Source organism: Nesterenkonia sp. E16_10, from assembly GCF_017347085.1.
Taxonomy (GTDB): domain Bacteria; phylum Actinomycetota; class Actinomycetes; order Actinomycetales; family Micrococcaceae; genus Nesterenkonia.
Window position 1 is genome coordinate 81,587 of sequence record NZ_JADPSA010000042.1, and the last position, 16,275, is coordinate 97,861.

Sequence of the window (16,275 nt, forward strand, 5' to 3'; positions counted from 1 at the left end):
CTTTCAGTGGAGCTGGGTCTGCTGCTGGTCGGCACGGGCTTCACGCAGTCGGGTCCAGGTCCGCACGAGCTGGCTGAACTCCTTGACCTGCACCAGGACATGGTCCCGGGCGGTGTTCTCCGCGGTCTCGCCGTCACCGGTGCTGATCGCATTCACGATCGCGAGGTGCTCGGCCAGGGAACGGCGCATCCGGTCCGGGGCGCGGAGCTGGAGTCGTCGGTAGGGCTGCAGCACGCGGCGCAGGTGGTGGGCCTGCTGGCGCAGGTACCCGTTGCCGCAGGAGTCATAGATGATCCCGTGGAACCAGGCATTGGCGTAGTAGTAGCCGTCGGCGTCGCCCAGGGCCTCGAATCGTTCGCATTCCTTCAGCGCCTTGCCGAGTTCGGCCAGGGGCTCACGCTCGATGCGCCGTGAGGCCAGTCGGGCCGCCATGCCCTCCAGCTCGGCCATCAGCTCGAAGCGCTCGGCCAGCTCGGGCAGGCTCAGCTCGGTGACATAGGTGCCCTGCTTGGGGCGGATGCGCACCAGCCCAGAACGCTCCAGGGCCTGCAGCGCCTCGCGCACCGGGGTGCGCGAGCAGCCGAACTCCTGCTGCAGCTTGGCAGGGTCCAGCCGCTCGCCGGGACCGTACTGCCCGTCGACGATGGCGTTCTCCAGCGCATCGCGCACGCGCTGGGATTCCGGGACTCTGACCATGGCACCTCCTGTGACGAGCATATCGCCAGCGGCAAGGTGTGGCCTGGATCACGTTCTTGCTCTATAGTTCCTGTTATATACATCACAGGCACTGATATACACGTAGGGAGGGATCATGGCGAGCACTCAGGGCGGGCTCCTGGCCGATCTGCTGCGCGGCCTCGGCGGGCACAGGTCCGAGTCCGAGTCCGATGCCGGCACCGCGGCCCCGGCACCGCTGGATCAGCTCACCGCGGCCTGCGCCGTGCTGATGGGGGACCTCGGGGAGGCGTCCATACGGGCCGTGGCCGAGCGGGCCCTGGCCACCTACCGGGGGCTCGACGACGACGCCCGGACCGAGTTCTTCACGCATCTGTTGCAGGCCTACTCCGTGGAACCGGAGGCGCTGCGCCGCGCCTACGCGGCCTGGGACTCCAGCGAGGCCCAGGCCGATCTGGCGGATCTCTTCGAGGCCAGCGAACCTCGGCGCCAGGCGCTGCTGCGCCGGCTCAACCACGCCCCGGACGGCACGCTGCACCTGGTCAACATGCGCGCTGATCTGCGCCGGATCCTGCGCGACCGAGAAGATCTGGCACCGCTGGACCGCGACTTCCGGCACCTCCTGAGCTCCTGGTTCAACCGCGGATTCCTGCGCATGGAACAGCTCGGCTGGGACGCGCCCCGGGAGATGAAGAACCACCTGCTGCGCTACGAGAAGGTCCACCCGATGCGGGACCTGAATGATCTCAAGCGCCGGCTCCGGCCGAAGGACCGCACCTGCTACGCGTTCTTCCACCCCGCCACCGGGGACCTCCCGCTGATCTTCGTCGAAGTGGCGCTGGTCAAGGGGATCCCCGGGGCGGTGGAGCCTCTGCTGAGCCCGACCGAGGCGCTCGCCCCGGCCAAGGCTGACACCGCGGTGCTGTATTCGATCAACAACTCCCTAGACGGCCTGGCCGGGATCTCCTTCGGCAGCCTGCTGATCAAGCAGGTCATCGACCAGGTCTCCACCGAGCTGCCGCATCTCGAACACTTCGTCACGCTCTCCCCGATCCCGGGGTTCCGAGGCTGGCTGCGCGAGCAGGCCCGCACCGCGAGCTCCCCGGAGCTCACCGCGCTGCAGCTGGACCTTGCTGAACTTCACGGGCCTGCAGACCTTCACGGGCCCGCAGAGCTCGCCGGATCGGCCGACGCAGGACGGCCCGGGGCGCAGACGCTGCATGGCCGGCTCTGCGCCGCGCTCGCCCGCTACATCGCTCTCGAACGTCGGGCGGACGGGCAGCCACTGGACCCGGTGGCCCGATTCCACCTGGGCAACGGCGCCACCGCCTGGCAGCTGCACTGGCCGGCCAGCAGCGCGGACTACATGTGGGACCAGTCCTACGGGGCGATGATCACCTACCGCTATGACCCGTCCCTGGTAGAGCAGCGCCACGAGAACTACGTCCGGCACGGAACCATCGCTGCAGGGGACCAGGTCACGGGCCTGCTTCCAGACAGCACAGCAGACACTCACAGCACAACAGACATCCGCAGCGAGAAGGGAACCGCACCAGTGGAGAACCACGTCGAGGGCATCTACCAGGGCTTCATCCAGCAGGCACAGACGCACCCGGAGAAGCCGCTGTTCCACCTCTCCGGCGGGCGCACCCTGCGCTACGGGCAGGTGCTGCACACCTCGCGGCGGATCGCCGCGAAGCTGATCGGCGACGGCGTCCTCCCCGGTGACCGGGTGGCCGCCCAGGTGGAGAAGTCCCCGGAGGCCATCGCGCTGTATCTGGCGACCCTGCAGGTCGGTGGGGTGTACCTGCCGCTGAACACCGCCTACACAGGCGCCGAGATGGATTACTTCATGTCCGACGCCGCCCCACGGGTGCTGGTCTGTGACCCGAGCCAGGCCGCGGCGCACGTGGCGCGCGGCAAGGACGGGATCGTCGTGGAGACCCTCGGCACGATGGGGGAGGGCACGCTGCTCGCCGCCGAGCAGGAACACACCGAGATCGCCCCGCTGCGCGCCTCAGATCCCGGCGCGATCCTCTACACCTCCGGGACCACCGGCCGCTCCAAGGGTGCCGTGCTGACCCAGGGCAACCTCGCCGCGAACTGCGCCTCGCTGATCCAGTCCTGGGAGTACACCTCCGAGGACGTGTTGATCCACGCACTGCCGATCTTCCACATCCACGGACTCTTCGTGGCGGTCAACATGACCCTGGTCTCCGGCGGTTCGATGATCTGGTTGCCCAAGTTCGACCCCGACGCGGTGCTCGACGCGATGCAGGACTCCGCCGCGGGTGCGACGGTGCTGATGGGGGTGCCCACCTTCTACACCCGGCTGCTCGGCTCCGAGCGGCTCAGCGCCGAGGCCTGCACCGGAATCCGGCTCTTCGTCTCCGGCTCGGCCCCGCTGCTGGCCAGCGACCACGAGGCCTTCGAGGCCCGCACCGGGCACGTCATCCTGGAGCGCTATGGGATGACCGAGACCGGGATGAACACCTCGAACCCCTACCGCGGCGGCCCGCGCCGGCCTGGCACCGTGGGGCACCCGCTGCCCGGCGTCGAGGTGCGGATCGTGGACCGGGAGACCCAGGCGACGCTGCCCCAGGGTGAGGTCGGCATCATCGAGGTCCGCGGCGGCAACGTGTTCGCCGGGTACTGGAACATGCCGGAGAAGACCGCCGAGGAGTTCCGCGAGGACGGGTTCTTCGTCACCGGGGACCTCGGGGTGATCGATGAGCAGGGCTACCTGAGCATCGTGGGCCGCGACAAGGACCTGGTGATCTCCGGAGGCTTCAACATCTACCCCAAGGAGGTCGAGGGACTCATCGATGATCACCCCGGGGTCTCCGAGTCCGCCGTGATCGGGGTGCCGCACCCGGACCTGGGCGAAGGACTGGTCGCCGTGGTGGTCCCCGCGGGCGACGGCGCCCCGGACGAGACCACGATCCTGCAGGCGCTCGCCGGTGAGCTGGCCCGCTTCAAGCAGCCCCGCGCCGTCCGCTTCGTCGAGGCGCTGCCGCGCAACGTGATGGGCAAGGTGCAGAAGGCCGAGCTGCGCAAGCAGTACACAGAACTCTTCAGCCGCTGAATGCTGGCTCAAGACACTTCAACCGCAAGTCAGGAGTAGACGATGGTTCTCTATGGAGTCGCAGCGCTGGCGCTGTGCATGCTCGTGGGAATGCTGATCGGTGATGTCCTCGGGGTCGCCGTAGGAGTCGACGCGAACGTCGGCGGGGTCGGCTTCGCCATGATCCTGCTGGTCGTGGCCACCGACCGGCTGCGCAAGCGAGGCCTGTTCCCGAAGCCCACCGAACAGGGCGTGCTGTTCTGGTCCGCGCTGTACATCCCGATCGTGATCGCCATGGCGTCCACGCAGAACGTCGCCGAAGCGATCGGCGGCGGACCGATGGCCGCGATCGCCGGCCTGGGGGCGCTCGCCGCGGGCGCCGCCCTGGTGCCGGTGATCTCACGCATCGGAGGACAGTCTGAACCGCTGCCCGCGATGACCGAGGCAGAGAAGGCGGAGGCCTGAGATGGACATCATCGCTGATGTGCTTGAACGCAACGGCCTGCTCTTCGCCTTCGTGGTGGTCGGTGGCCTGATGATGATCTCAGGCTGGCTCTCCAAGACGCTGACCCGAGGACGCCTCCAGGGCTCCGCGATCGCGATCATGCTCGGTCTGGTGCTGGCCTACTTCGGCGGCATCCAGACCGGTGGAGAATCCGGGCTCGCCGATATCGCGATCTTCAGCGGCCTGGGCCTGATGGGCGGAGCCATGCTGCGCGACTTCGCCATCGTCGCCACCGCCTACGGCGTGGACCTCCAGGAGATCAAGAAGTCCGGCGCTGCAGGGGTGCTGGCCCTGCTGGCCGGCATCGTGGTCTCCTTCATCGTCGGCGCCGCCGTGGCCGCCGCATTCGGCTACACCGACCCGGAGTCGATGGCCACCATCGGAGCCGGCGCCGCGACCTACATCGTGGGACCGGTCACCGGCACCGCCATCGGCGCCAGCTCCGAGGTGATCGCGCTCTCGGTGGCCGCCGGCCTGATCAAGGCGGTGGTGGTGATGGTCTGCACCCCGCTGATCGCGCCGTTCATCGGATTGAACAACCCGAAGTCGGCCATGGCCTACGGGGGACTGATGGGCACCACCTCGGGCGTGGCCGGGGGACTGGCCGCCACGGACAAGCGCCTGGTGCCCTACGGCGCGATGACCGCGACCTTCTACACCGGACTGGGCTGCCTGCTCGGCCCCTCGGTCTTCTACTTCGCCCTGGTCGGGCTCTTCGGCTGAGACGCCCCATCCACCCCGTGCACGACGACGGCGGCCGTTCACCTCAGCAGAGGCGGGCGGCCGCCGTCGTCGTGCTGCGGGTGGACCGCTGAGCTATCGGTATCCGTCCACCATGGCCGCCGCGATGGTCATATACGCCCGGCGGGTCTCCTCCTGGAGCATGTCCAGGTTGATCCGGTCCCCGTCCACCACGGCCCGGTCGAAGGGCACCACCACCAGCCTGCCGCAGGAGCCGCGCAGGCTCTCCTGGATGGCTTCCTTGTCCACCCGGTCCGAGACGCGCTCCTTATCGGTGATCACCACGATGGATTCCCGGGCCAGGCGCTCATAGCCGTGGTTGGCCAGCCAGTTCAGCGTCTGCAGCGCACGCTGGGCGCCGGAGACCGCGAAGCCGGCGGCGATCACGATGTTGTCTGCGGTGTGCAGGATCCCCTTCATGGCGTTGTGGGTGACCCCGGTGCCGCAGTCGGTGACGATCACCGGGTAGTACTTGGCGAACTCCGCGTGGATCCGGCGCCACTCCTCGGCGGTGAGGCTGTCCGAGAGGGCCGGGTCCTGCTCGCCGGCGAGCACGTGCAGCCGTCCGGCCTGCTGCAGATAGCCCTGCAGCGCGGTCAGCGAGTCGACCTGATCGAGCCTCTCGAGCAGATCGGTGATGCTCGGCGGCTGGTGCGCCTGGGTGGCCCGCTCACCCAGGGCCCGCTCCACCAGGTCCCCGGAGTCCGGGTTGGCGTCGATCGCGCAGGGAATGTCACCACGGTGCCGGGCCAGCGCCATGCCGATCCCCACCGTGGTGGAGGTCTTCCCGATGCCGCCCTTGAGTGAGAGCACCGCGGTGTTGTGGCTGCCCTGCAGCGGCCGGGCGATCCGCTCGATCAGCTCCTGCTCCTGCAGCTCCTTCTGGCTGGGGCCGATGTTGATCACCCCACCGCTGGCCGTATACAGGAACCGGCGCAGGCCGCCCTGTGGCTTCTCCGGCGCCACCGAGATGAAGGGCCGGCCGGCTTCGGCGAGACGCCGGCGTTCGGCCCGGGTCGGGAGGTCCATGGCCTCACCCTCCAACGATGCGGGGAAGACCCCCTCCGGTGGCAGCTCGGCGCCCTGGCCGGCAGCGCCGTCCGCGACCCCGTCTGCAGGTTCTGCGCGCCCCGGCGTGGGGGCGACGGCGGCTGCGCCGGGGTGCTCGGCTGGACTCTGCGACATGGGGAACCCTCCCGCTCAATGGTGTGACACCTGAGGATTCCCGGTCCGTGCACCCTGCTGAAGCATGTTTCTGCACGTGGTGTGGAATCGGGCGGAGACAGCTTTCGAACAGCTGAACAGACGTAGTAGACCCTGTCCACACCCTACGGGAATTCCTGGTTTCCGGAAGGGGTACGGCAGGGAGATCCCGCCCGTTCAACCGGGCCCCGACGCCATCTGTGAAACCGACGGCCCACCCGGGGAAGCCGGGCGGGCCGTCGTCGTTCCTGCTGTTCTGGTGTCCCCAGCCGGCCAGACCGCAGCCCGGGCGGGCCGTCGCGGCTCAGACCTCGGCGGGCTGGCGCTGATGCACGCGGGCCGAGTGGGCCAGCTTCACCGTCCAGGTCTCGCCCGGAGCCATGGTCTTCGGGGTGCCCTCGACGTTGACGTCGATCGGTTCCGCCGAACCCTCGGAGAGCTTCAGCTCGACCTCATCGTGGTTGATCGAGACCACGATGGGCTGGTTGCGGTAGCGCATCCGGAAGGTCAGCGAGGGCAGCTCGTCGGGCAGCAGCGGGTGCAGCCACAGCGCGTCGGAGCGGGTCTCCACGCCGCCGTAGCAGCGCAGCACCATGTCCACGGTGCCGGCCATCGCGCCCAGGTGCACGCCCTCGCGGGTGGTCCCGCCCTGGGTGTCGGCGAGGTCAGCCTCGAGTGCCTCCTTGAACAGGTTCCAGGAGCCGGAGCGGTCGAACCGGGCCGCGACCCAGCCGTGGACCAGCCGGGAGAGCGTGGAGCCGTGGGAGGACCGGGCCAGGTAGTACTCGACCGTGCGGCCGAAGTCCTCCATGGAGAGCGTGTAGCCCATATGGTCCAGGGTCTCGACGAGCTCGTCGGCGGAGAAGATGTAGCACAGCATCAACACGTCGGCCTGCTTGGAGAGCTTGTACCGGTTGGTCGAGTCGCCCTCGGCCTGCAGGATCAGGTCGAGCCGGCCGATGTTGCCGTACTTCGCCCGGTAGCCCTCCCAGTCGAACTCCTCCAGCGCCTCGTAGCCCTCGAACTGGCTGATCACGTTGTCCTCGTGGAAGGGCACGTGCAGCCGCTTGGCGATGTGCTCCCAGTGGTCCAGCTCGTCTTCGAAGATGTCGAGCCACTCCGAGAGCGGGTCATCACGGCCGTCGAGGTCGCGCACCAGCCGGGAGGTGTGGCGCAGCATCCAGGAGGTCAGCACGTTGGTGTACGCGTTGTCGCGCAGGCCCGTACCGGGGGCCTCGGCGGTGCCGTCGTGGTACTCGTCCGGGCCCATCACGCCGTCGATGCTGAACCGGTCGGCCTCGGCGTCGTAGGTGGTCATCGAGACGAAGAACCGGGAGATCTCCACCAGGATCTCGGCCCCGTAGTCGGCCAGGAAGGTGTAGTCCTGCGTGGTCTCGAAGTACTGCAGCACCGAGTAGGCGATGGCCAGCGAGACGTGGCGCTGACGGTGGGAGTTGTCCGGCATCCACATCCCGGAGCGCGGGTTCCACAGCTCGGTGGGGGTCTCCTCGCGGCCGTCGGAGCCAGCCTGCCAGGGGAACATCGCGCCGTCGTAGCCCTCGCTGCGGGCCATCGAGCGGGCCTCGCTGAGCCGCCGGTAGCGGTAGAGCAGCAGCCCGCGGGTCAGCTCGGGACGGCGCAGCGTGAGCATCGGGTACATGAACATCTCGTCCCAGAAGAGATGCCCACGGTAGCCCTCTCCGGTGAGTCCGCGCGCCGGAAGCGTCGCATCCAGGTCATGGCGGGCGCCGAACGCGGTCTGCAGCACGTGGAAGGTGTGCAGGTTCAGCGCCATCTGCTGGCGGGAGGCGTTGTCCCCGATGGAGACCGCGAAGCGGTGCCAGAGCACGCCCCACATCTCCTCGTGGTAGGTCAGCATGGTGCGGAAGCTGGAGGCCCGCTGGACCTTCTTGACCGCGTTGTGCCAGACCGTGGAGATGGCCTGGTCGTGGGAGTTCGAGACCGCCGCGATCTTCTCCAGGATCACCGGCTTCCCGGATTGCAGCGCCAGGGAGATGTCGTGGCCGGCGACCAGTTCGCCTTCGTGGATGGCGCGCCGCATCGGGTTGCTGGTCCCGGAGGTGGTCACCGAGGTGCGGGTCGCCAGGGCGATGCGGACCTCGGACTGGTTGGTCTGGGTCTCCAGCAGCACCGTCTCACCGTCGACCTCCCGGGACTGCACCGGGTCCAGGTGGTTGCCGGCGAGCTCGCGGTCGGCGTCGACGTTGCGGTTGGCCACCCGGCCATCGATCATCGAGCGCACATTGACGTTGCCGGACCAGTTCTCGGCCTCGATCTTCATCTCCAGCGCGGCGATCTGCACCCCGGCCAGGGACTGGAACTGGCGCACGGTGACCTTGGTCCGGCGCCCATGGAGGTCCTGATAGCGGGCGATCCGGGTGACCACGCCGCGGCGCATGTCGAGTTCCTGGTGGTAGTGGATCAGCTCGGGCGAGCCCGGCAGCAGCGGGGTGCCGGCATCCGGGGTCACCTGCAGGAAGGTCCAGTCCGGCACGTTGACCATGTGCTCGGTCTCGACGGTCTTGCCCATCAGGTCGGTCTTGAGCCGGTTGAACACGCCGGCGATGTAGCTGCCCGGGTAGTGCGTGGCATCGGCCGCGGTGCCCGGGTAGTGCCCGCGGGTGCCCCAGTAGCCGTTGGCCATGGCCATCAGCACCTCGCGGGTGGGCTCCAGCTTCGGATCGAACCCGTCGTAGGAGAGCACCCAGTCCGAGTCGTAGGGGCGGGTGGTGCGGGTGGAGAGGTTCATCACGGCGAGATCGGTGACCACGACGTCGGCGCCGGCCTCCTTCAGCCGGGCCGGGTCCTGGCCGCGGTTGAGTCCCACGACCATCCCGAAGTCTCCGGCGCGTCCGGCCTGGACCCCTGAGGCCGCATCCTCGATCACGATCGTGTCCTGGGGCTCCACGCGCAGCAGCTCGGCGGCGTGGAGGAACATATGCGGGTTCGGCTTGCCGGGCAGGCCCAGCTCCAGCGCGTCGGAGCCGTCGACGATCACGGTGAACGCGTCGAGCAGCCCCGCGATGGTGAGCACCTCGCGGCCGTTGCGCGAGGAGGTCACCAGGGCGGTGGGGATCCCGTCCTTGCGCAGCTGTTCGATCAGCTCCACGGTGGTGTGGAAGACCTCCACGCCGTCCCGGGCGAGCACGGACTCGAAATAGCCCTGCTTGCGCGCGGCGAGCCCATTGACGGTCAGCGAGTTGGGGGCGTCATCCGGCCTGCCCTCGGGCAGGTCGAGGCCGCGCGCCTTCAGCAGCGAGCGCACCCCGTCCTCCCGGGGCCGGCCGTCGACGAAGTTCAGGTAGTCCTCTTCGGTGAACTCCGGCTGCGGGGAGCCGGCGATCTCCGGCAGGGCAGTGTCGAAGAGTTCCTTCCATGCGCGCGTGTGCACCCCGGCGGTGTCGGTGACGACCCCGTCCATATCGAAGATCACGGCACGGAAATGACGCAGCGCATGGCGCTTGGCTTCAGCGCTGTGTCGGAACGGATTCTCAAAGGGGTGCATATCTGCCTCACGCTGAGATGGTTCTAAGGTCGGATGGCTGCCCAGGAACGGGTGCTGCTCCGTCTGGATACGGTGCCCCATCCTAGGTCTCTTGGGTTAACGATATACACCCGTCCTGTTACGACCTATGGCGCAGGTCTCCTGCGCGGGGGTGCTAGCGTCATGGGCATGGCGCGGCGAAGCAGCATCGAACTGACTTTTCGAGAGGTGGCGGGCCCCTCTCCGGACTCCTATGTGGCCGCCGGCACGGTGGTGGACTGGATCGATAAGACCGCCTACGCCTGCGCCGCCTCCTGGACCCGGACCGACTGCGTGACCTCCTATGTGGGCAATATGCACTTCACCGTGCCGGTCCCGCGCGAGACGCCGGTCACGGTGCAGGCCCGGGTGGTCCACACCGGGCGCACCTCGGTGCACATTCAGACCCGGGTGCTGATCCGCAAGGAGGAGGGCTGGGTGGTCTGCACCGAGTGCTTCATGATCTACGTGGCCGTGGGCGACGACGGGGAGCCCGCCGCCGCCGCCGGGTTCGAGCCGCAGACCGAGCTGGAGCGGCGACGAGACCTCGATGCCTCCCAGCGGATGGTCTACCGCCGGCAGATGGAGGAGACCATCCAGTCGCTGCCTGAGGGCATGGGCAGCTCCGAGGCGCTGACCCTGCGCTTCCTGGCCGACACCGATGAGCGCTACCCCGATGGGAAGATCCGTGGCGGCGCGGTGATGAAGTGGATCGATAAGACCGCTGAGATCTGCGCCGAGCGCTACAGCGGCCATGAGGTCGCCGCCGTGCTCACCGGAGGGGTCCGGTTCTACCGCCCGGTGACCGTGGGGGACCTGGTGGAGGTCGATGCCCGGCTGGTGCTCACCGGCTCCAAGTCCATGCACGTGCTGGTCCGGGTCCGCGCCGGGGACCGCCGGGTGAAACACCCCGAGGTGGTGGCCTATGGGCTTCCGGTGATGGTCGCCCCGGACGGCACCGGGTCCGCCCGGCCGATCGCACCCTGGGAGCCGATCACCGATGAGGACCATGCGGTGGCGGCTCAGGCGCGCAAGCTGCGTGACCTGCGCAACGCCACCCTGTTGACGCCGAGCCCGATCACCTCGCAGAACTGACCCTGTCACTTCACGGAACTAAGCTGGTACGCGATGACTCAGCCTCCGCAGAACCCCTATGGCCACGACCCGCGCTACCCGGCGCCCGATGTCTACGGCCCCGGGGCCGGCCTCTACGGCCAGCCCCCGCAGGAGCACGCCCAGCCCGCGTACCCCTACGGCCAGCCGCCGCAGCCTGGCCCGCCGCAGCAGCCCGGTCAGCCGGGCCAGGGCGGGTGGCCGCCGGCGTCGTACCCGCCGCGCAAGCGGCAGCGCGACTCGGAGCCCGGCCGGTTCGTCTGGGGAGATCTCATCGCGGTGCTGGCCTACGTGGTCGTCATGCTGGTCGGCGGGGTGAGCCTGCTGGCCCTGGTCCCGCCGTTCTCCACGATGCTGGGCTCCGGGGTCGAGCAGCAGGAGCAGCAGGCGCTGTTCCTGATCAACGTCATCGGCTACGGCGTGATGGTGGTCATCGCGCTCGCGCTCTCCGCAAAGGCCCTGTGGCGCTCGGTGCGCGCCTTCGGTCATCTGTGGTGGCTGAAGCTGCTGCTGGTGCCCGTGGCCTGGGTGGGCACGCTGATCCTCACCGCGCTGGTGGTGCTGAGCCTGGGCGGGGAGCCGGAGACCTCGGAGAACCAGCTCGCGATCGAGTCGATGCTGGCCTTCGTGCCGTTTCTGGCCGCGGTGCTGGTGATGGGGCTGCTGGGCCCCTATGTGGAGGAATACTTCTTCCGCCACCTGCTCATCGGCAAGCTCTCCCGGTATATCAACATCTGGATCTGCGGGGTCATCTCGGTGATCACGTTCCCGCTGCTGCACTTCATCCCGGCCCTGGTGCTGATGCTGGCCGACCCCAGCGCCCCCACGGATCTGACCGTGATCTCGGTGGTGCCCTACGTGGTGATGGGCTCGGTGTTCACCCTGGCCTACATCCTCACCGGGCGCTCGCTGATCTATGCCTGGCTGCTGCATGCCTTCAACAACGTCATGGCCCTGGTGATGGCCTACTTCGTCCAGCCCCAGCTCGAGCAGTTCCTCGAGGACAGCGGGATCGACGACGTCGGCGGCCTGGTCGCGCACACCGGTGCGGTGCTGCGGGTGCTCACCGAGACCACCCTGGCGCTGACCGGCGGCAAGTGAACCAGCAGCACCCCTGATGCCCTCGACCCCTGAATCTGAGTCTGCGCCCGCGCGCGATCCGCGCCCCCTGGGTCGGCAGATCCTGGCCCTGGCGGTCCCCGCCCTCGGGGCGCTGGTGGCCGAGCCGCTGTTCCTGCTGGCGGACACCGCGATCATCGGACGGCTCGGTGTGGAGGAGCTCGCGGGTGCGGCGCTGGGCATCACCGTGATGCACACCGTCACCGGGCTGATGATCTTCCTGGCGTACTCGACCACACCGGCGGTGGCGCGCTTCGTCGGCGCCGGTCGGCTCTCCCGGGCGCTCGCCGCGGGCCGCGACGGGCTCTGGCTCGCGGTGATGCTCGGAGCGGTGCTGGCCTTCGCCGGACTGGCCTTCGGTGAGCAGCTGCTGCTGGCCATGGGCAGCTCCGGAGAGGTGCAGGTCCACGCCTGGAACTACCTGCTCTGGTCGCTGCCAGGGGTCCCGGCGATCCTGCTGGTCTTCGCCGCCGTCGGGATGCTGCGCGGACTCCAGGACACCAAGACCCCGCTGGTCGTGGCCGCCGTGGGCTTCGGCGCGAACATCGTGCTGAACCTGATCCTGGTGCACCCGCTGGGGCTGGGCACCGCCGGCGCCGCCCTCGGCACCTCGATCGCCCAGTGGGGGATGGCGATCACCTACCTGGTGATGCTCCTGCCCCGGATGCGCGCCGCCGGAGTTCCCCTGGGGGTGGACCCGATCGCGCTGCGCCAGGCGGCCAGCGTGGGGTCCTGGATGATGCTGCGCACGGTCTCGCTGCGCGCCGCCATCGTGGCCACGGTCCTGGTCGCCACCGACCTGGGGGCCCACACCCTCGCGGCGCACCAGGTGGCCTTCACCATCTTCTCCACCCTGGCCTTCGTGCTCGATGCCCTGGCCATCGCGGCGCAGGCGCTGATCGGCAAGGAGCTCGGCGCCTCCCGGGTGACGGCGGCCAAGGCGATGACCCGCACGATGATCCGCTGGGGCCTGGGATTCGGCGTGATCACCGGCGGGCTGATCGCGCTGGCCGCCCCGTTCGCCCCGGTGCTGTTCACCCCGAATGAGCGGGTCGCCGCCGGGATCACCGCCGCGCTGCTCGTGATGGCGGTGGCTCAGCCGCTCGCCGGCTTCGTGTTCGTGCTCGACGGGGTGCTCATGGGCGCCGGGGACGTGCGCTATCTCGCCGTCGCCGGCCTGGTCAACCTTGCGGTGTACCTGCCGCTGCTCTGGTGGATCGCCGGCGCCGGGTTCACCGGAGCCGAGGCGATCGTGTGGCTCTGGTCCGGGTTCGCGGTGGTCTTCATGGGCGCCCGCGGGGTCACGCTCGGGGTCCGCGCCTACGGGGAACGCTGGATGATCCCCGGCGAACACCGGTGAGCCGCCGGGGCGGGCCCCTGGTGGGGTCGGTCCTCCGGGGCGCAGCGGTAGACTCTGCTGCGTGCCTGTGAAGAAGACCCCCGCCACCACCGCCGAAGAGCTGACCCGCCCGGTCTGGCTGCGCGCGGTCATCACCGTCGCCTTCGCCGTGGTCGCGATCTTCTGGCAGGGAGAGACCGTCACCCTGCTGAAGTTCTCGATCGCCGGGTACTTCGTGCTCGGCGCCACGGCCGTCTGGGACTACGCCAAGGTCGAGGCGGTGCCGCTCACTCTGCGCGGCCCGCTGGCCATGGGCGCCGCGGCGTGGGTGCTCTCAGGAGTGGCGGTGATCTTCGTGGACACCGCCGCCGCGGCAGCCGTGGTGGCGGCCATCGGATTCGCCGCCATGGGGGCAGCCGAGCTCGTCGGAGGCTTCCGGGCCCGGCATGACTTCGTGCCGGCTCGGGACCAGATCATCCTGGGCGCCGTGGGCCTGCTCACCGCGATCGGTCTCGCGATCGGGCTCCAGCTGGACCCGCATGGGATTCTCGGAGTCGCGGGCATGGGCGTGGTCATCATGGCGGTGGTGCTGTTGATCAGCGGTTCCGGGCTGCTCCACGACGCCAAGCGGGGACGTGCCTCGACTCGTTGAGTCGCCGAATCAGCACCGTTCTACTACAGCACGTAGAATTGATCCGAGGGCCCCGCGCCGCAGGCGCGGGCCGGCACAGACCACACATCGATGCTCAGGAACGAGGAACTCCCAGTGGCTGAAGACGATAAGGGGCGCCGTTCTCTGCTCGAGACGGTCAAGGCTCCGCTGATCTTCTCCTTCGCCATGGGATTCGTGGCGGGCTTCGTGACGCTGATCACCGCCTCCGGCGGCACCGACAACCCGGCACGGCTGGATCTGGGGCTGATCGCGTTCGGGATCGGCTTCATCGCGACGCTGCTGGTGATCTCGATGCTGCACCTGGCTTCGCGGGAGAACCCGGAGGAGCTCGCCGAGGGCTCGGGCGTGAATCGGAACTCCGAAGAGCTCTACCGCCAGCAGGTGGCGACGCGCCGCGAAGCGGCACGCCGCAAGAAGGCCGATGAAGCGGCCAAGGCGCGGCGCGAGGCCGGGGAGCCTGAGGGCGACGACGAGCCCACCTACGGGCGCCGCAACGACCGCGACTGAGCCCGAACTGGCTGCACGCGGACGTGCAGAATCCCGACGTGCACAATGCGGCCGTGCAGAATGCGGACGTGCAGAATCCCGACATGCGGCGCCCCGATATGCAGAACCCGGACCGGCTGAATCTGGTGCAGCAGCACCAACCTCAGCCGACCCGGGTTCTCCCGTCCTGACCGATAAGTACGTCACAGCCTCCTGTTTTCCGTGACGGCCCTCGGTCCAGCGGTTATTTCTTGGCCTTCTTCTCCTTCTTCAGCTTCTTGGCCGATTTCTTCTGGCGCTTCTCCATCAGCTCATCGCGCATCCGGTCCCTGAACTCCTTGGCCGCGACGGCGGACTGAGAGGTGGGCACTTCGATCTGTGCCGCCTTCTCGGCCGCGCTAGGCTTGACCAGTCGCGGACTCTCCAACGTGTCCGTGGGAGCGTCCATGTGGTGCCGCGTCGAGGTTCCTGCGGCGACATGCGCCTCGGGTGCGCTGGAGAAGGTCCTGCGCTGCGCCGCCTGACGAGCCCGGTAGGCGCGTACATGAGCGCGGTTGGCGCAGTTGCCGAAGTCGCAGAACAGTCGCGAGCGATTGCGTGTGAGGTCGATGATGACCGCATCACAGCCTTCGCCCTTGCAGGTGCGCATCCGTGCCGTCTCATCGCGCACCACCAGGTGCTGGATGGCGGTGGCCACGCTGGCTGTCATGACATCTGCGAGATCCTTCGAGGCCGGCACCGGTTCAGCCCGGTAGTCCCCGTCTGAACCGCGAGCGACCCGGAGCCCCACTCCGTGCAGAAGCTCGTTGAGCACCCGGACCGGGGCGTCGGACTCGATCGGAGCCGCGCTCCAGATCCGCTGAACCTTTTCCCGCAGGTCCTGCACCTTCTCCAACTGCGCGCGATCAGCACCAGACGGCGGCCAGCGCATGTCTGGAGCTCGCGCACTGAGATACTCCTTGAGCTGCGTCACCGTCGTGAGCTGGTCCAGTCCTGGCGTGGCGCTGCGCAGTCCCGCACTGGTGTTGACCAGATCGGCTGCCGCTACGAGGGTTCGGTCAGTATCTACATCGAACATGCATCTCCTCTCCCGAGGTCATAGCACCCGTCCGAAATCCGCGGCCTCGCGGCGGCGGGCGCTGGTGTGCGGCTAATGCTAGTCCATCACGGGCGCAGATCTCAGGTCCGAGAGGCTGCTCAAGCGTCAGGGGTGAACCGTCGCTGCAGCCTGGAGAGCGAGGCTTCGATCCCGCGGCCGTTGCGGGAGTAGACCCTCGAGGCCGTCAGGACCGCTCGTATGGGTCGGAACTGAGCGCGCGCGTCGTAGGACTCGGTGACCACGGTGCGGTCGACACCGGGCTCCGAGGCGGTCATCTCCCAGCGCCAACGGTGCCCCGTGGGCTGGACCCACTCCAGCACCCCGGGCCGCTGCGCGGTCGGCGGCTGTGCGATCGACACCCGCAGCCGCAGTCGATAGGGGATGCCGAAGACGCGCATCCGGACGCTGAACCGGTCCCCGGTGCTCAGCCTGTGCGGTCCGGTGGCCTGGTTCTGCACAGTGCCAGACCCGTCGAGCTCATGGTGCCGATGCGGATCGGCGACCAGTGCGAAGATCTCCTGTGCCGGGGCGGCGACCTCGGCGCGCAAGGCCACCACGTGCTCGCCCAGGTCCACTCGCTGAGGAGGGCGCGGGGCCTCTCGAGGTCCGTCAACGGCAGGTCTCGGTGTGCTCATGGGCGCCAAGTCTAGGCCGCGCGTCCCGAGGCGGAGGGTCCGCTCGCTGGGAGTTCACCGCGCCAGCTTGCAAGAAGAC

General features: G+C 68.7%; 13 protein-coding genes. 8 read left to right on the forward strand and 5 right to left on the reverse strand.

Annotated elements, in window-relative coordinates; all coding sequences use genetic code 11:
* Nucleotides 1-3: 3 nt before the first annotated feature.
* Complete coding sequence (locus tag I2487_RS13585; RefSeq protein ID WP_207170154.1) at nt 4-696, reverse strand: GntR family transcriptional regulator; 693 nt, start codon at nt 694-696, stop codon at nt 4-6.
* Nucleotides 697-811: 115 nt separating this feature from the next.
* Between I2487_RS13585 and I2487_RS13590 the strand changes: the two genes are divergently transcribed.
* From I2487_RS13590 to madM, 3 genes are read left to right on the forward strand one after another with little or no spacing between them, the layout of a single operon-like run.
* On the forward strand, nt 812-3,760 hold the full coding sequence (locus tag I2487_RS13590) for a malonyl-CoA decarboxylase domain-containing protein (RefSeq protein WP_207170153.1): 2,949 nt from the start codon (nt 812-814) through the stop codon (nt 3,758-3,760).
* 42 nt (nt 3,761-3,802) lie between these two features.
* Entirely contained in the window at nt 3,803-4,204 is a 402-nt protein-coding gene (gene madL, locus I2487_RS13595; protein ID WP_207170152.1) for a malonate transporter subunit MadL, read from the forward strand.
* Nucleotide 4,205: 1 nt separating this feature from the next.
* Nucleotides 4,206-4,967: a malonate transporter subunit MadM gene (madM, locus tag I2487_RS13600; protein ID WP_207170151.1), complete on the forward strand. Its 762-nt coding sequence runs from the start codon at nt 4,206-4,208 to the stop codon at nt 4,965-4,967.
* A gap of 93 nt (nt 4,968-5,060) precedes the next feature.
* Here the strand turns inward: madM and I2487_RS13605 are convergent, their stop codons facing one another.
* On the reverse strand, nt 5,061-6,170 hold the full coding sequence (locus tag I2487_RS13605) for a MinD/ParA family ATP-binding protein (RefSeq protein WP_255546412.1): 1,110 nt from the start codon (nt 6,168-6,170) through the stop codon (nt 5,061-5,063).
* Nucleotides 6,171-6,492: 322 nt separating this feature from the next.
* Nucleotides 6,493-9,795, reverse strand: a complete 3,303-nt coding sequence (locus I2487_RS13610) for a beta-phosphoglucomutase family hydrolase (RefSeq protein ID WP_255546413.1) — start codon at nt 9,793-9,795, stop codon at nt 6,493-6,495.
* Nucleotides 9,796-9,882: 87 nt separating this feature from the next.
* Here I2487_RS13610 and I2487_RS13615 point away from each other — a divergent pair, with 87 nt between their 5' ends.
* The 5 genes from I2487_RS13615 to I2487_RS13635 all read left to right on the forward strand — a co-directional run bounded on the left by I2487_RS13615 (nt 9,883) and on the right by I2487_RS13635 (nt 14,483).
* Nucleotides 9,883-10,827: an acyl-CoA thioesterase gene (locus I2487_RS13615; RefSeq protein WP_207170150.1), complete on the forward strand. Its 945-nt coding sequence runs from the start codon at nt 9,883-9,885 to the stop codon at nt 10,825-10,827.
* 33 nt (nt 10,828-10,860) lie between these two features.
* On the forward strand, nt 10,861-11,946 hold the full coding sequence (locus tag I2487_RS13620) for a CPBP family intramembrane glutamic endopeptidase (RefSeq protein WP_207170149.1): 1,086 nt from the start codon (nt 10,861-10,863) through the stop codon (nt 11,944-11,946).
* Nucleotides 11,947-11,962: 16 nt separating this feature from the next.
* Nucleotides 11,963-13,324, forward strand: coding sequence for an MATE family efflux transporter (locus I2487_RS13625; RefSeq protein WP_207170148.1), 1,362 nt, complete (start codon nt 11,963-11,965; stop codon nt 13,322-13,324).
* Between the two features lie 61 nt (nt 13,325-13,385).
* Nucleotides 13,386-13,955, forward strand: a complete 570-nt coding sequence (locus I2487_RS13630) for a hypothetical protein (RefSeq protein ID WP_207170147.1) — start codon at nt 13,386-13,388, stop codon at nt 13,953-13,955.
* 114 nt (nt 13,956-14,069) lie between these two features.
* Nucleotides 14,070-14,483 (forward strand): hypothetical protein, encoded by a 414-nt coding sequence (locus tag I2487_RS13635; protein WP_207170146.1) that lies wholly within the window; start codon nt 14,070-14,072, stop codon nt 14,481-14,483.
* Between the two features lie 223 nt (nt 14,484-14,706).
* Here the strand turns inward: I2487_RS13635 and I2487_RS13640 are convergent, their stop codons facing one another.
* Together I2487_RS13640 and I2487_RS13645 are read right to left on the reverse strand one after the other, a co-directional pair.
* Nucleotides 14,707-15,540, reverse strand: a complete 834-nt coding sequence (locus I2487_RS13640) for a CGNR zinc finger domain-containing protein (RefSeq protein WP_207170145.1) — start codon at nt 15,538-15,540, stop codon at nt 14,707-14,709.
* Nucleotides 15,541-15,659: 119 nt separating this feature from the next.
* Nucleotides 15,660-16,196, reverse strand: coding sequence for an SRPBCC family protein (locus I2487_RS13645; RefSeq protein ID WP_207170144.1), 537 nt, complete (start codon nt 16,194-16,196; stop codon nt 15,660-15,662).
* Nucleotides 16,197-16,275: the final 79 nt, after the last annotated feature.

Excerpts from the sequence above, each read along its gene's own strand:
- I2487_RS13615 (WP_207170150.1), top strand. The coding sequence starts at position 9,883 with ATGGCGCGGCGAAGCAGCATCGAACTGACTTTTCGAGAGGTGGCGGGC.
- madM (WP_207170151.1), top strand. The coding sequence starts at position 4,206 with ATGGACATCATCGCTGATGTGCTTGAACGCAACGGCCTGCTCTTCGCC.
- I2487_RS13590 (WP_207170153.1), top strand. The coding sequence starts at position 812 with ATGGCGAGCACTCAGGGCGGGCTCCTGGCCGATCTGCTGCGCGGCCTC.
- I2487_RS13610 (WP_255546413.1), bottom strand. The coding sequence starts at position 9,795 with ATGGGGCACCGTATCCAGACGGAGCAGCACCCGTTCCTGGGCAGCCAT.
- I2487_RS13605 (WP_255546412.1), bottom strand. The coding sequence starts at position 6,170 with ATGTCGCAGAGTCCAGCCGAGCACCCCGGCGCAGCCGCCGTCGCCCCC.
- I2487_RS13620 (WP_207170149.1), top strand. The coding sequence starts at position 10,861 with ATGACTCAGCCTCCGCAGAACCCCTATGGCCACGACCCGCGCTACCCG.
- madL (WP_207170152.1), top strand. The coding sequence starts at position 3,803 with ATGGTTCTCTATGGAGTCGCAGCGCTGGCGCTGTGCATGCTCGTGGGA.
- I2487_RS13640 (WP_207170145.1), bottom strand. The coding sequence starts at position 15,540 with ATGTTCGATGTAGATACTGACCGAACCCTCGTAGCGGCAGCCGATCTG.
- I2487_RS13645 (WP_207170144.1), bottom strand. The coding sequence starts at position 16,196 with ATGAGCACACCGAGACCTGCCGTTGACGGACCTCGAGAGGCCCCGCGC.
- I2487_RS13585 (WP_207170154.1), bottom strand. The coding sequence starts at position 696 with ATGGTCAGAGTCCCGGAATCCCAGCGCGTGCGCGATGCGCTGGAGAAC.
- I2487_RS13625 (WP_207170148.1), top strand. The coding sequence starts at position 11,963 with ATGCCCTCGACCCCTGAATCTGAGTCTGCGCCCGCGCGCGATCCGCGC.